Here is a 13,699-nt window from a genome sequence, read left to right as displayed (position 1 = left end):
GCGACGTCAGGCCGCCTCGTTCGCCCGCTGCCGGAGCTGGTCCGCGAACTCGAGCCACTCCTCGGCGATGCTGCGCGCGATGTCGGCGACCACGTACGTGCAGTGCGCCGGGATGGTGCCGATCAGCTCCGCGTAGCCTTGCGGCCCGGTGGCCTGGCTGTCGAGCCAGCGCAGCAGTGCACGGCCGGACTCGGTGAACCGGACGGACGGGTCGTGCCGCAGGTTCTGCAGGTTGACCGAGCGCTCCCGCATCGGTGGCCGGCGGCTCAGGCCGGCCCGGGCCGGGCGCGGCTCACCACCGCGCTGACGCAGCGGCAGCGGGTCGTCGCCGCGCTTCATCCGCTCGCGTACGTCCCGGGCGGTGGCCGGGGAGATGCCGGCGGTCTTGGCGATCTCGCGCAGCGACGCCTCCGGTTTGCGGCTGATCAGCTCGCTGGCGATGCGGCGGCCCTCGGCGCTGTTGACCGGGCGCAGCCGGCCGTCGCGGCCGAGCCGGGCGTGCACGTCGGGAGCCCCGATGTCCTGCCGGCGGATGCTCGCCACAGTCTTCGCCGCGAGCCCGGCCGCGGTCGCCACCGCCCGGTCGGACCAGTGCGGGTGCGACCGGAGGATCCGCTGGGCCGCCGCCTCGCGGTCGGCCAGCGACAGCGGCAGTCCGTGGGTGACGTTGGCCTGCACCGCGAGCACGAACGCCGCCTCGACGGTGCCGTCGAACAGGCGGGCGGCGATCTGCGTCTCGCCGCGCAGGACCGCGGCGCGCAGCCGGTGCATGCCGTCGATCACGCGCATGGTGCCGCGGTGGACCAGGATCGGCGGCAGTGGCGCGTCCGTCTCGGCCAGTGTCTGCGCGTGCAGGTCGTCCTCGCCGGCCAGCCGGGGCGAGTCGGCCGCGCGCAGGCAGGCGATCGGCAGCAGTTGCACCGGCCCGCCCTCGGTCGCCCTCGCCGGCTCCTCGTCGAGGTCCGCCACCACCGTCATGGCTGCTCCCTTGGTCACGCCGCCTCCAGGGGATGTCGTATCTAGCTTTTACGTCTCTCGTCGCGTCGCAAGAGCCGTGATACGCGAATCCTAATCAGACGGAGAAGCCGAGCACACGCCCCAGACGTGCCGGGATCGCGACAGGTCAGTGATCGCCGTCGCTGCACTATCTCGCTTTCAAGCGTCCCACCGGCGCTACGATCCCGTCGTGCGAGTGCGATACGACGCGACCGCGATCGCCGGACTGGACGACCCCTACCCCGCCTACGCGGCACTGCGGGAGGCCGGGCCGGTCGTGCCCGCCGGTCCCGGCGTGTGGGCGGTCACCGGGCACGCCGACGTCACCGCCCTGCTGGCCGACCCGCGCGTCGGCCACGAGTTCCCCGACGTCGTATACCAGGCCTCGGGCGAGCCCGACGCGGTCACCGGCTTCTTCCGGGCCACAGTGCTCAACCGGGACGCGCCCGTGCACACCGTGCTGCGCCGGGCGATGTCCCGGCTGCTCGCGCCCCGGGCCGTGGCCGGGCTGCGCGGCCGCGTCGACGAACTGGTCGGCGAGCTGTTCACCGCGATGGACGGGGACGCCGACCTGGTCACCGGGCTGGCCGCGCCGCTGCCGGTGACCGTCGCCGCCGAACTGCTCGGCATCCCCGTCGCCGACCGCGACCTGGTGCGCCCGTACGCGATGACGCTGGCCCGGGCCTTCGGCGCCGGCATTCGGGTGGAGGGCGACCGGGACGCCACCGCCGCCGCGGTGACCTGGCTGCGCGCCTACGTGCGGGAGCTGCTGGCCGAGCGCGAGCGCCGGGGTCGCGACGACGATCCGCTGGCCGGTCTGCTCGCCACCGCCGACCCGGGCGGCGCGATCACCGCCGAGGCGCTGGTGGACAACGTGATCTTCCTGTTCTTCGCCGGCTTCGACACGACCACCAACCTCATCGCCACCGGCTGCGCCGCCCTGTTGTCCCGCCCGGACGTGCTGGCCCGGTTGCGGGCCGAGCCGGAGCTGGTGCCGAGCGCGGTCGAGGAGTTCCTGCGCTTCGACGCGCCGATCCAGGCCACCGCCCGGCTGACCCGCGCCCCGATCGAGGTGTCCGGTCGGCGGATCAACGCCAACCGGCTGGTAGTGCTGCTGCTCGCCGCCGCCAACCGGGACGGCAGGCGGTTCGCCCGCCCGGACGAGCTGGACATCGCCCGTACCCCGAACCCGCACGTCTCCTTCAGCGCCGGCCCGCACTTCTGCCTCGGCGCCACGCTCGCCCGGCTGGAGGGGGCGGCGGTGTTCGACCGGATCGCCCGCGGCCTGGCCGGCTTCGAGCCGGCCGGCGTCCCGGTACGCCGCCGGCACATGAGCTTCCGGGGGTACGACCACCTGCCGGCACGTGTTCGACTGGGCGCCTTCCCCGGTTGAACACCGCTACCGGACCAGGCGCACCGGCAACGACTTGATCCCGTTCATGAAGTTCGAGGCCAGCCGCTGTGTCGGGCCGACGCGGCGAAGATGCGGCAGGTGCGGGTGCAGCGCCCGCAGCAGCGCCACCGCCTCGGCCCGGGCCAGGTGCGCGCCCAGGCAGAAGTGCGGGCCCACGCCGAAGGCCAGATGCGGGTTCGGGGCCCGGTCCAGCCGCAGGCGGTCCGCGTCGGCGAACACCGCCTCGTCCCGGTTGGCCGACGCGTAGTACAGGACCACCTTGTCACCGGCCCGGATCGGCTGGCCGTCCAGCTCGGTGTCGGCGGTGGCGGTCCGGCGGAACTGCATGATCGGCGTGACCCAGCGCAGCAGCTCCTCCACCGCCGCCGGCACCCGGTCCGGGTCGGCCAGCGCGTCGCGGACGGCCGGGTCGTCGGCGGCCAGCTCCAGCGCGCCGGAGACCAGGTGACGGGTGGTCTCGTTGCCGGCCACCACGAGCAGCAGCCACAGGCCGCACAGCTCCGGCTCGGTCAGCGGCCGGCCGTCCACCTCCGCCGTCGCCAGCACGCTCGTCAGGTCGTCGCCCGGGTCGCGGCGGCGCGCGGCGGCGGCGTCGGCCGCGTACCCGAACGCGTCGGTCATGGCCCGCTTGAACGTCCGGACGTCGCCACCGCCGAACTCCGGGTCGTCGAAGCCGACCAGGTGGTTGCTCCAGGTGAACATCAGGTGCCGGTCCTGCGGCGGCATGCCGAGCAGGTCGGCGAGGACCACCAGGGGCAGCTCGGCGGCCAGGTCGCGTACCGCGTCGACCTCACCCCGGCCGGCCGCCGAGGCGACGATCCGGGCGGCGTGCGCGTCGATGGAGTCCTGCAGCGCCCGGACCGTGCGCGGCGTGAACGCGGCGGTCAGCACCCGGCGCAGGCGGGTGTGCCCGGGCGGGTCCATGCCGGACAGCAGCTGGCGGGTGCGCTGCAGGTCGCCCCGGGTCTTCGGGTCGGCGAGGAACGGCCCGCGGGTGGCCGAGGAGAACAACGCCGGATCGCGGGAGGCCCGCACCACGCTGTCGTACCGGGTCACTGCCCAGTACCCGTCGCCGCGGTGCAGCACCTCGCCCACCGGTCCGTCGCCCGCGCGCCCGGAGCGGCGGCGCAGGGCCGGCTCCCGTACCCAGGCCACCGGCGCCTCGGCCCGCCGCCTGGCGAACTCCCGCCACGGCGGTCCGGACACGTACGTGGCCGGGTCGGCGAGCAGTTCCGGCGACGCGTCAGGGCTCACCGCCGCCGTCATCCGTGGACCTCCGCCAGGATGCCGCGCTCACGCAGCAGCGGCAGCACGCCCTCGCCGAACCAGTACGCCTCCTCCAGGTGCGGCTGGCCGGACAGCAGCAGATGCTCCACGCCCAGCCCGTGCAGCTCGGCGATCCGGTCGGCGACCTGCTCGTGGCTGCCGACCAGGGCCGCCCCGGCGCCCGGCCGGAGCAGGCCGTACCCGGCCCAGACGTTCGGGTACACCTCCAGCCGGCCCTCGGCGCCGGCGCTCATCCGGGCCATCCGGCGCTGTCCCTCGGACTCGCTGCGCCGGAACCGCTCCTGGGCGGCGGCCACCGTCTTCGGGTCCATCCCGGCGGTCAGCCGGTCCGCCTCGGCCCACGCCTGCTCCGGCGTGTCCCGGGTGATCACGTGGAAGCGGGTGCCGCAGGAGAGCTTGCCGCCGGCGCGTTCGCGTACCTCGCCGAGCAACGCGCCCAGCTCCGGCGGCGACTCCCCCCAGGCCAGATAGACGTCACCGTGGCGCAGCGCGGTGTCCTGCGCACCGGCCGACGAGCCGCCCACGAACACCGTCGGCGCGGTCCGCGGCGGGCGTGTCACCAGAGCAGCCCGGACCCGGTGGTGCGCCCCCTCGAAGTCCACCGGTTCGCCGGTCCACGCCCCGCGCAGGATGGTGAGGAACTCGTCGGCGCGCTCGTAGCGCCGGTCGTGGTCCAGCCAGTCGCCGTAGCGGCGCTGCTCGTCCGGGTCGCCGCCGACCACCACGTTGAGCATGAGCCGGTCCCCGGACAGGCGCTGGAACGTGGCCACCATCTGCGCCACCAGGGTCGGCGACATCAGCCCGGGCCGCAGCGCGATCATGAACCGGATCCGCTCGGTGCGCCCGGCCAGCGCGGCCGAGACCAGCCAGGGGTCCTCGCAGAACATCCCGACCGGGATCAGCATGCCCTCGAAGCCGAGCCGCTCCGCCGCGAGCGCGACCTGGGCGAGGTAGGCGAGGTCGGGCTCCCGGCGTACCGTGCGCCGCGCGCCGGCACCCCGCGGACGCCAGCCGATGTCCCGCCCGTCGCTGTGCGACGGCAGGAACCAGTGCAGGTGCAGTGTCATCCGATCGTCCCTTCACCGGGCCGGGCACACGTTACGACTCCGCACATACGAGAGTCGACAAAGGAGGCCGCCGAAACCTACGTTGCTGGGGTCACCGACGGGCCGGGTGGCACCGCCCGGGCGAGGAGGATCCGCGATGGCGCAGCTGCTGCACCCGATGGTGGCCGCCGCGCCGGACGCGGTCGCGCTCGACGACGGCTACGCCGCGCTGAGCTGGCGGGCCCTCGACGAGCGGGTGAACCGCTGGTGCGACCTGCTGCGCCGGGAGGGGCTGCGCCCGGGCGACCGGGTGGGCGTGCTCGCCGGCAACCGGCACGAGGTGTTCGAGCTGCTGCTCGCCTGTCTGCACGCCGGTCTGGTGATCGTGCCGATGAACTGGCACCTCACCGGCGCCGAGGTCGCGTATCTGCTCTCCGACTCCGGCTGCCGGGCGCTGATCACCGACACCGAGCGCCTCCCGGCGGCCCGGGACGCGTGGCAGCGCAACGACCGCCGCCCCGGACTGCGCGTCGTGCTCGGCGACGAGCCGGTGAACGGGTTCGCCGCCGCCGAGCCGCTGCTCGCGCACGCCGACGCCGCCGAGCCGCCGGAGGCGGGCAGCGGCGCCACCGGCCTCTACACCTCCGGCACCACCGGCGCGCCGAAGGCGGTGGTCAGCCGGCTGTTCCGCCAGGGCGAGCCACTCCCCCGGCTGCGCGGACGCCTGAACCGGCTCTGCACGGTGCTGGGCATGCCGGCGGACGGGGTGAACCTGCTGAGCGGCCCCTGGTACCACTCCGGCCAGCTGTTCTTCTCGCTGCTGCCGCTGATCCGCGGGTTCCGGCTGGTCACCCGGCCCCGGTTCGACCCGGCCGCGACGCTGCGGCTGATCGACGCCGAGGGCGTCACCATGACGCACCTGGTGCCGACCCAGTTCGTGCGGCTGCTGCGGCTGGACCCCGCGGTACGGGCCGCGTTCGGCGGCGCCACGCTGCGGCGCGTCTGGCACGGGGCGGCGCCCTGCCCGGTGGACGTGAAACGGCAGATGATCGCCTGGTGGGGCCCGGTGCTGAGCGAGTACTACGCGGCCACCGAGGCGGGTATTGCCACGATCATCCACGCCGAGGACTGGCTGGCGCACCCGGGCAGCGTCGGCCGGCCGCTGCCGCGCACCGAGATCGTGGTGGTCGGCGCCGACGACATGCCGCTGCCGGCCGGGCACGAGGGCCGGGTCTACCTGCGCCGCCCGGACGGCTTCGAGTATCGCGACGCACCGGAGAAGACCCGGGCCGCGCACCGCGCCGACGGCAGCTTCACCTACGGCGACCGCGGCTACCTGGACGCCGCCGGCTACCTCTACCTGACCGGCCGCGCCGACGACATGATCCTGTCCGGCGGGGTGAACGTGTACCCGGCCGAGGTCGAGGCCGTCCTGCTGCGCCACCCCGCGGTCCGCGACGCGGTCGTCTTCGGCGTGCCGGACGAGGAGTTCGGGCAGCAGGTCCGGGCCGTGGTCGAGGTGGACACCCACGCGCTCACCGACGACCTGACCACCGCGCTGGACCGGCACTGCCGCCGCGAACTGGCCGGGTTCAAGGTGCCGCGCTCCTACGAGTTGTCCACCGCGCTGCCCCGGGAGGACTCCGGGAAGGTGCGGCGGCAGGCGCTGCACCGCAGTTCGGCACACCGATCGCAGATACCAGACAGCTGGCGGTGAGATGGACAAGGCCGGTTTCTACCGCGAGGCACGTCACGACGTGGACGGGCCGCTGCACGGCGTACGGGTGCTGGAGATCAGCAAGGTGTGGGCCGGGCCGATGACCGGCGCGGTCCTGGCCGACCTGGGCTGCGAGGTGATCCGGATCGAGATGCCCGGCAACCGGGAGGGCCGGATGCCGCCGGACATCCCCGGCACCGGCCTGTCCTGGTTCCGGGAGACGGTGCACCGCAACAAGCGCAGCGTGTCGCTGGACCTGCGCCGGGAACCGGCCCGGGAGGCGTTCCTGCGGCTGGTGGTCACCGCCGACGTGGTGGTGGAGAACTACCGGCCGGGCACGCTCGACGGATGGGGCGTCGGCTACGCGCAGTGCCGGCGCGTCAATCCCGACATCGTCTTCGTCTCCATCTCCGGCTGGGGCCAGTACGGCCCGCGCGCCACCGACGCCGGCTTCGACCCGATCGCGCAGGCAGCGGCGGGCTGGATGGGCCTCAACGGCGAGCCGGACGGCACACCGATGAAGGCGCCGTCCTTCCTCGCCGACGATCTGGCCGGGCTGCACGGCGCGATCGGCGCGCTGGCCGCGCTGCGCCACCGCGACCGCACCGGCGAGGGCCAGCACGTCGACGTGTCACTGCTGGACGCGTTGCTCGCCAACAGCGGCGGCTACCTGACGCTCGGCGCGACCGGCGTGCCGCTGCGCCGCTGGGGCGACCAGGCCGACTTCGTCGTACCGGCCGGCACGTACCGCTGCCGGGACGGCTGGCTCTACCTGGCGGTCGCGCTCGACAAGCACTGGCGCTCGCTCGCCGCGGCGATGGACCGGCCGGAGCTGGCCCGGGCCCCGGGCTTCGCCACGAACGAGGAGCGCCGTGCCCGCCGCGACGAGGTCAACGCGCTGGTCGGCGCGTGGTGCGAGGCGCGGACCGTGGCCGGGGCGGCGGCCGGGCTCGCCGCCGCGGGCATCCCGGCCGAGCCGGTACGCGACTTCGCCGACGCCGCCGCCGACCCGCACGTCCGGGAACGCGACATGGTGCAGACCGTCCCGCTGTGCAACGGCACCACGGGCCCGCTGACCGGCCCGGCTGCCAAGTTCTCCCGGACACCGACCCGGGTGCGGCACGGCGCGCCGGCCGTCGGCGCGGACACCGAGGCGCTGCTCACCGAGGCCGGCGTCGACCGGGCGGAGCTCGCGCGGCTGCGCGCGTGCGGCGCCACCGACCGACAGGAGGCCCCGGCGTGTACCCGCCCCCACTGAGCCCCTTCGACAGCATCGAGATCGAACGCTCCGGTCACGGGGTGCGCATCCGCACCCGTACCGTCGTCGAGCCGGACGGCCCGTACCTGTCCGGTCACTTCCCCGGCCGGCCGATCCTGCCCGGGGTGTTCCTTGTCGACACGCTGCTGCGCGCCGTCTGCGCCGGAGTGGACGGCGCGCGCCTGACCGTGCTGCGCTCGGCCCGGTTCACCGCGCCCGTGCTGGCGCCGGGCGAGTTCACCATGCGCGTCGAGGTGACAGGTGACCCGGCGACCGGACCGCTCACCGCCCGCGCCCGCTGCCACCGGGGCGACGGGGAGCAGTGCGCCCGCCTGGAGGCGCAGTTCGACGCCGGGCGGTATCGGTGAGTGCGCCGGTCGGGCAGGAGGCGATCCGCGGGCTGCTGCCGCAACGGTTCCCGCTGCTGCTCGTGGACCGGGTGGTGGAGGTCCGGCCCGACGGGATCGTGGCCGAGAAGGCGGTCACCGCCGCCGAGTGGTGCTACGCGGGCCTGGACGAGACCACGTCTCCCGAGGCGTACGCGTATCCGGTGGCGCTGCTGCTGGAGTCGTTCGGCCAGGCCGCCGCGCTCGCCTGGTTCCTGCGCGCGGGCGTCGGCGTGCCGGGGCCGGGCAGCGGGCTGCTGCCGTTGTTCGTCGGCGTGCGTGAACTGCGGCTGTCCGGCGCCGCGTACCCGGGAGACGTGCTGCGCCACGACGTACGGCTGGACAAGGTCGTCGACGGCGCGGCCGTCGCGTCGGGCACCGTCACGGTCGGCGGGCGGACCACTGCGGTGATCGGTGAGCTGATCGCCGCCGTCCGGCCCGGCGCCGCGCTCGCGGAGCTGGGGTAGGCCGCGATGCCGGTGGAGATCGCGGCGAGCGCGGTGCGGACCTGCTTCGGCGACGGCGACGCCACGTTCGCCGCGCTGCTCGGCGGCCGGTGCGGGGTGGCGCCGCTGTCCGGCTACGACCCGGCCGCCGTGCACGTGCGGCACGGCTATCCGATCCCGGACGGCTCCGGCGGCGAGTTGTGGCCCGCCGCCGGCTGGCTGCGCGACTGCGTCCGGCGGGCGCTCGCCGACGCGGCGCTCGACCCGGCCCGGCACCGCGTCGCGGCGCTTGTCGGCACCGGGCTGCGCGAGCTGCGCGCGGTCGAGCGGGCGGTGGCCGACCGGGCGCCGTTCCGCGCGGGCGGGCTGCACTTCCGGTCCGCCGTCGCGGACGCCGGCGTGCCCGGCGCGGTCACCGTCGCGAACGCGTGCAGCGCGGGCGGGCACGTCCTCGCCCTCGCGCAGGACATGATCGAACTCGGTGAGGCCGACGCCGTCGTCGTCGCGGCCACCGACGCGATGACCGAGTCGATGCTCGCGATGATCGGCCGGGTCGCCGACGAGCCCGCCGACCGGGTACGCCCCTTCGACCGGGACCGGGCCGGCGTCCTGCTGGGCGAGGGGGCCGCCGCGCTCGTGGTGACCCGGGCCGGGCTGGCGCCACGCGTGCTGGCCCGGGTGGTCGCCACCGGACTGTCCTGCGACGCGTACCACGAGACCGCGCCGTCGGCCGAGGGTGTGCGCCGGGCGATGGACGACGCGTACGCCCGAGGTGCCCGGGAGCCGGCCGACGCAAGCCTGGTGGTGGCGCACGGCACGGGCACTGCACTCAACGACCCGACGGAGGCGGCGGCGCTCGTGGCGCTGGGCGGCCCCACCACCGTCACCGGCCTCAAGGGCGCGATCGGGCACACCTCCGGCACCGCCGCGCTGCACGGTCTCGACGTCGCCGTCCGCTGCCTGCGCGCCGGGGTGGTGCCACCGATCGCCGGGTTGCGCACGCCGCTGCCCGAGGCCGAGGGCCTCGACCTGGTCCGCGACCGTCCGGCCCGGACTCGGGCGACGCTGGCGCAGGTGAACGCGTTCGGCTTCGGCGGGGTCAACGCGGTGACGCTCGTCGAGGCCGCCCGATGACCGCCTCCGGGCCGGCGGCGGCACTCACCGCCTGGTACGCGTACCTGCCCGGGCCGGACGCGCCACCGGCGGAGCGGGCCCGGACCGTCCTCGGGCGCAAGGGACTGCTGTACAAGGAGACGGCGACCCGGCTGGCCCTGTGCGCGGTGCACCGGGCGCTCGGCCGCGCCGACGGCGACGGCACCCCGCCGGATCGGGTCGACCCGCACACGGCGGTGGTGGCCAGCAGCAACCTGGGCAACGTCGGCACCGTCGCCGGGATCGTCACCACCGCCCGCGCCGACGGCTGGCGGGCGGTGTCCCCGCTGTCCGCGCCGAACGCCTCCCCCAACGTGGTGGCCAGCTCGGTGGCGATCTGGTTCGGCTTCGGCGGCCCGAACCTGATGTGCTGCTCCGGCGCCACCTCCGGCCTGGACGCGCTCGCCGCCGGGCTGCGGCTGCTGGCGGCGGGCCGGGCCGGCCGGGTGGTGGTGGTCGGCGCCGAGCCGGACGACGACATCGCCGTCGCGCTGCACGCGACCCGCCCGGGCCGCCCGGGTCCGCTGCGTGCCGGCGCCGCCTGCCTGGTGCTGGAGCCGCTCGACCGGGTGCCCGCGCCGCACCTGGTGGTCGGTCCGGTGCGGACGGTGCCCGGTGACCCGCCGGACGGCCACGGCACCGGCGGCGGGGGCGGCCACTACGGCGCCGACGGCCTGGTCCCGGTCGCGCTGGCGGCGGACGCCCTGCGCGCGCCCGGCGGGCCGGCGGTCGTGGAGGTCCGCTGCGGCGACGACGAGGACGGGTTCCGCGCGGTCACGGTACGCGCCGCGCCGGACCCCGGGCCCGCGCCCCGATCCGACAGTCGAGAGGAGACCCGGTGACAGCGGTCCTGCCGGACGAGACCACCACCGTGGCGCTGCGCCCCCGCTTCGAGGGCGCCAACATCCGTACCTGGGTGGGGTTCAAACACTTCATGTACCTGGCCGAGGAGGCGGTGCTCGCCTGGTTCCGCGAGCGCGGCGCCGGGCCCTCGCGGCTGTACCACGAGCACGGCCTCGGCCTGGTGATCGCCGACGCCTCGGTGCAGTTACCGGCGGTGCTCGACGTGGACGACGAGGTGACCGCCGAGGCGCGGCACCGCGGCGGCGGCGAGTTCGCGGTACGGCTGACCGCGCGCGGCGTGCCGGTGCTGCGCGGCCGGGTCCGCGCGGCGCTGGTCCGGACCGGCCCGGCCGTCGACGTCGCGGTCCCCGGTGACGTGCCGGTCGTGGCCGAGGTCCGGGCGGACGCTCCCGCACCCGCCGGCGACGCGGCCGGTACGCCGTTCGAGTGGCGGTGGCGGGCACCGTACTTCTACTGCCAGTACTCGCAGCCGGTGCAGCACTCCGGCTACGTGCGCGCGGTCGAGGAGGTGGTGGACCGGTTCCTGGCGGCCCGCGGCATCTCGGTCGGCCGGATGCTCGACGTGCGCGGCTGGATCCCGGTCGTGTCCCGCGCGTCCGTGCGGGTCCTCGCCGCCGCACGGATGGAGGAGGAGATCGAGACCACGTTCACCGTCACCGACGTGCTGCGCGGGACCATGTTCGACGCCGACGTCCGCTTCGCCGTGCGGCGTGACGGCGAGCGCGTGCCGGTGGCCCACGCCCGCATCCTGCACGGGTACGCGATCAGCCGCGGCCCGGACGCGGGACGGCTGGCCGAGTTCGACGACGAGGTCGTCGCCGCGCTGCTCGGGAGGGCGTGATGGGGGCCCGGAGCGTCGCGGAGGAGCGGCTGCGCCGCAAGCAGCGCCTCGCGGCGGCGTTGCGGCTGTTCCACAGGTACGGCTTCGACGAGGGCGCCGGCGGTCACCTCACCGTCCGCGACCCGGGCGAGCCGCACCGGTTCTGGATCAACCCGTTCGGCCGTTCGTTCGGCCGGTTGCGGGTGAGCGACCTGCTGCTGGTGGACTCCGACGGCACCGTCGTGGACGGCGAGGGCACGATCAACCCGGCCGGCTACGCCATCCACAGCCGCATCCACGCGGTCCGCCCGGACGTCGTGGCGGCCGCGCACAGCCACAGCGTGTTCGGGCGCGCGTTCGCCACGCTGGGCCGGCTGCTCGACCCGCTGACCCAGGACGCGTGCGCGTTCTACGAGGACCACGGCCTGCACGACGGCTACTCCGGGGTGGTCCTCGACCGCGACGAGGCGGACCGGATCGCCACGGCGCTCGGCCCCGGCAAGGCGGTCATCCTGCGTAACCACGGCCTGCTGACCGTGGGCGGCAGCGTGGACGAGGCGGCCTGGTGGTTCTTCAGCATGGACCGCTGCTGCCGGATCCAGCTCGCGGCGGAGGCGGCCGGCACGCCGGTGCCGATCGCGCCCGCCGAGGCCCGTCTCACCCGGGCCACCATCGGCACGCCGGGGCTGGGCCGGCTGAACTTCCGCCCGATGTACGAGGACGTCGTGCACGCCGAGCCGGACCTGCTCGACTAGGGCTGGTCATCCGAGGGCGGCCGGACCAGGACGTGCGGCTGGGTGTACCCGGCCAGTCCCCAGTGTCCGTTCTCGACCCCGGGGCCGCTGTCCTTCCGCCCGCCGAACGGCAGGTCCGGCCGGACCCCGGCGGCGTGCGCGTTCACCGACACCTGGCCCACGTCCAGGCGGGCGGCCACCGCGGCGGCCCGGTCCGGGTCCGCCGACCAGACCGAGGCGGTCAGGCCGAACGGTGTCGCGTCGGCCCGGGTGAGCGCCTCCTCGACGTCGTCGAACGCCAGCACCGGCAGCACCGGCCCGAACTGCTCCTCGGTGACGACCCGGTCGGTGTCGGACACCCCGGACAGGACGGTGGGCGGATGGAAGTGACCGGGCCCGCCGGCGGCTCGACCACCGGCGGCCACCGTCGCGCCGCCGGCGACGGCCGCGCGGACGAGCCCTGCCACGTACTCCCGCTGGGCCCGGGTGGTCACCGGGCCGAGCCGGACACCGGGGTCGGCGCCGGGGCCCATCGGGACGGTGGCGGCGCGGTCGGCGAGCGCCTCGACGAGCGCGTCGTGCACCGGCCGGGCCACGTACACCCGCTTGACCGCCATGCACATCTGGCCGCTGTTGGTGAAGGCCGCCCAGAACAGGTCATCGGCGATCCGCGCCGGGTCGGCGTCGTTGAGCACCACCGCGGCGTCGTTGCCGCCGAGTTCGAGCGTGACCCGCCGGAGCCGGGCGGCGGCCTCCGCCGCTACTCGCCGGCCGGTCGCTGTCGACCCGGTGAAGGTGATCTTCCTGGGTACGGGGTGGGCGCACAGCCGCGCCCCGAGCGGGTCCGGCCCGGTCACCACGTTCAGGACGCCGGGTGGGAGCAGGTCCCGCAGCAGTTCGCCGAGGGCGAGCGTGGCGAGCGGGGTGTGCGGGGAGGGCTTCAGCACCACGGTGTTGCCCGCCCGCAACGCCGGTGCGATCTTCCAGGCGGCGAGCGCGAGCGGATAGTTCCACGGGGTGACGGCGGCGACGACGCCGAGGGGCCGCGCGGTGACGATCGCGGTGTCGCGTCGCCCGTCGACGATCTGTGGTCCGGTCTCGATGCCCGCGAAGTAGTGCAGCCACGCGGCGGCGGCGCGTACCTCGGTGGTCGCCTCGGCCAGCGGCTTGCCCTGCTCGGCGGTGACCAGCGCGGCGAGGTCGGCGACGGCGCCGAGGACCGCCCGGGCCGCGGCGCGCAGCACGCCGCGCCGCGCCTCGTCGTCGTGAGCCCACTGCGGGTACGCGGCGGTCGCCGCGGCCATCGCCCGGTCGAGCAGTTCGGGCGGGCAGGCCGGGGCGGTGGCGAACACCGCGCCGGTGGCCGGGTCGACGACGTCGAAGGTTCCGGCGCCGGCGGCCGGGCGGCCGTCGACGGTCATCGTCAGCGCCACGGCTGCCCCTCCGTCGCTGGTGCCTGCGGCTGGCAGCGTATCCGCGGGTGTGCGGGGTGGGCAGCGTGCACGTTGTCCCGCCGCGGCGCTCCGCGGATGATGAGAGTCGGATCGGTCCGTGCGCTCCCCGTCCGTCGAGCGTCGGG

The 13,699-nt window shown here is 75.5% G+C and carries 13 protein-coding genes; 9 read left to right on the top strand and 4 right to left on the bottom strand.

Going from position 1 to position 13,699, the window contains the following annotated elements; translation table 11 throughout:
* Window positions 1-6: 6 nt before the first annotated feature.
* On the bottom strand, window positions 7-996 hold the full coding sequence (locus O7611_RS11060; protein WP_269696749.1) for a ParB/RepB/Spo0J family partition protein: 990 nt from the start codon (window positions 994-996) through the stop codon (window positions 7-9).
* A gap of 190 nt (window positions 997-1,186) precedes the next feature.
* Here O7611_RS11060 and O7611_RS11055 point away from each other — a divergent pair, with 190 nt between their 5' ends.
* Window positions 1,187-2,389 (top strand): cytochrome P450, encoded by a 1,203-nt coding sequence (locus O7611_RS11055; RefSeq protein WP_194800042.1) that lies wholly within the window; start codon window positions 1,187-1,189, stop codon window positions 2,387-2,389.
* 6 nt (window positions 2,390-2,395) lie between these two features.
* Here the strand turns inward: O7611_RS11055 and O7611_RS11050 are convergent, their stop codons facing one another.
* Window positions 2,396-3,676, bottom strand: a complete 1,281-nt coding sequence (locus O7611_RS11050; protein ID WP_194800041.1) for a cytochrome P450 — start codon at window positions 3,674-3,676, stop codon at window positions 2,396-2,398.
* A complete protein-coding gene (locus O7611_RS11045; RefSeq protein WP_194800040.1) occupies window positions 3,673-4,764 on the bottom strand; it encodes an LLM class flavin-dependent oxidoreductase in 1,092 nt (363 codons plus the stop codon). Before O7611_RS11045 ends, O7611_RS11050 begins: the two co-directional genes overlap by 4 nt.
* Window positions 4,765-4,900: 136 nt before the next feature.
* Here O7611_RS11045 and O7611_RS11040 point away from each other — a divergent pair, with 136 nt between their 5' ends.
* Genes O7611_RS11040 through O7611_RS11005 form a run of 8 tightly spaced genes read left to right on the top strand, consistent with a single transcriptional unit; the run spans window position 4,901 to window position 12,141 of the window.
* The gene (locus O7611_RS11040) at window positions 4,901-6,460 is read left to right on the top strand and encodes an AMP-binding protein (protein ID WP_269696748.1); all 1,560 of its coding nucleotides are present in this window, start codon (window positions 4,901-4,903) and stop codon (window positions 6,458-6,460) included.
* A gap of 1 nt (window position 6,461) precedes the next feature.
* Window positions 6,462-7,718: a CaiB/BaiF CoA transferase family protein gene (locus O7611_RS11035; protein ID WP_194800038.1), complete on the top strand. Its 1,257-nt coding sequence runs from the start codon at window positions 6,462-6,464 to the stop codon at window positions 7,716-7,718.
* Window positions 7,700-8,086 carry a hypothetical protein gene (locus O7611_RS11030; RefSeq protein WP_167796877.1) on the top strand — a complete coding sequence of 129 codons (387 nt, stop codon included), beginning with the start codon at window positions 7,700-7,702 and terminating at the stop codon, window positions 8,084-8,086. Before O7611_RS11035 ends, O7611_RS11030 begins: the two co-directional genes overlap by 19 nt.
* Entirely contained in the window at window positions 8,083-8,571 is a 489-nt protein-coding gene (locus tag O7611_RS11025; RefSeq protein ID WP_269696747.1) for a 3-hydroxyacyl-ACP dehydratase FabZ family protein, read from the top strand. Before O7611_RS11030 ends, O7611_RS11025 begins: the two co-directional genes overlap by 4 nt.
* Before the next feature lie 6 nt (window positions 8,572-8,577).
* On the top strand, window positions 8,578-9,684 hold the full coding sequence (locus O7611_RS11020; protein WP_194800037.1) for a beta-ketoacyl synthase N-terminal-like domain-containing protein: 1,107 nt from the start codon (window positions 8,578-8,580) through the stop codon (window positions 9,682-9,684).
* Window positions 9,681-10,544, top strand: a complete 864-nt coding sequence (locus O7611_RS11015) for a beta-ketoacyl synthase N-terminal-like domain-containing protein (protein ID WP_194800036.1) — start codon at window positions 9,681-9,683, stop codon at window positions 10,542-10,544. Before O7611_RS11020 ends, O7611_RS11015 begins: the two co-directional genes overlap by 4 nt.
* Window positions 10,541-11,407, top strand: coding sequence for an acyl-CoA thioesterase (locus O7611_RS11010; RefSeq protein ID WP_269696746.1), 867 nt, complete (start codon window positions 10,541-10,543; stop codon window positions 11,405-11,407). The genes O7611_RS11015 and O7611_RS11010 overlap by 4 nt, the downstream gene beginning before the upstream one ends.
* The gene (locus tag O7611_RS11005) at window positions 11,407-12,141 is read left to right on the top strand and encodes a class II aldolase/adducin family protein (RefSeq protein ID WP_194800035.1); all 735 of its coding nucleotides are present in this window, start codon (window positions 11,407-11,409) and stop codon (window positions 12,139-12,141) included. Before O7611_RS11010 ends, O7611_RS11005 begins: the two co-directional genes overlap by 1 nt.
* On the opposite strand, the gene O7611_RS11000 is transcribed toward O7611_RS11005, so the two are convergent.
* A complete protein-coding gene (locus O7611_RS11000; protein WP_269696745.1) occupies window positions 12,138-13,553 on the bottom strand; it encodes an aldehyde dehydrogenase family protein in 1,416 nt (471 codons plus the stop codon). The two genes, O7611_RS11005 and O7611_RS11000, sit on opposite strands and share 4 nt — an antisense overlap.
* Window positions 13,554-13,699: the final 146 nt, after the last annotated feature.

The sequence above is a fragment of the Micromonospora sp. WMMC273 genome (assembly GCF_027460285.1).
In the GTDB taxonomy this organism is placed as follows: Bacteria; Actinomycetota; Actinomycetes; order Mycobacteriales; family Micromonosporaceae; genus Micromonospora; species Micromonospora aurantiaca.
The sequence above is the reverse complement of the archived record's forward strand: the minus strand, read 5'-3'. Positions and strand labels throughout refer to the sequence as shown.

Excerpts from the sequence above, each read along its gene's own strand:
- O7611_RS11005 (WP_194800035.1), top strand. The coding sequence starts at position 11,407 with ATGGGGGCCCGGAGCGTCGCGGAGGAGCGGCTGCGCCGCAAGCAGCGC.
- O7611_RS11045 (WP_194800040.1), bottom strand. The coding sequence starts at position 4,764 with ATGACACTGCACCTGCACTGGTTCCTGCCGTCGCACAGCGACGGGCGG.
- O7611_RS11020 (WP_194800037.1), top strand. The coding sequence starts at position 8,578 with ATGCCGGTGGAGATCGCGGCGAGCGCGGTGCGGACCTGCTTCGGCGAC.
- O7611_RS11035 (WP_194800038.1), top strand. The coding sequence starts at position 6,462 with ATGGACAAGGCCGGTTTCTACCGCGAGGCACGTCACGACGTGGACGGG.
- O7611_RS11050 (WP_194800041.1), bottom strand. The coding sequence starts at position 3,676 with ATGACGGCGGCGGTGAGCCCTGACGCGTCGCCGGAACTGCTCGCCGAC.
- O7611_RS11015 (WP_194800036.1), top strand. The coding sequence starts at position 9,681 with ATGACCGCCTCCGGGCCGGCGGCGGCACTCACCGCCTGGTACGCGTAC.
- O7611_RS11040 (WP_269696748.1), top strand. The coding sequence starts at position 4,901 with ATGGCGCAGCTGCTGCACCCGATGGTGGCCGCCGCGCCGGACGCGGTC.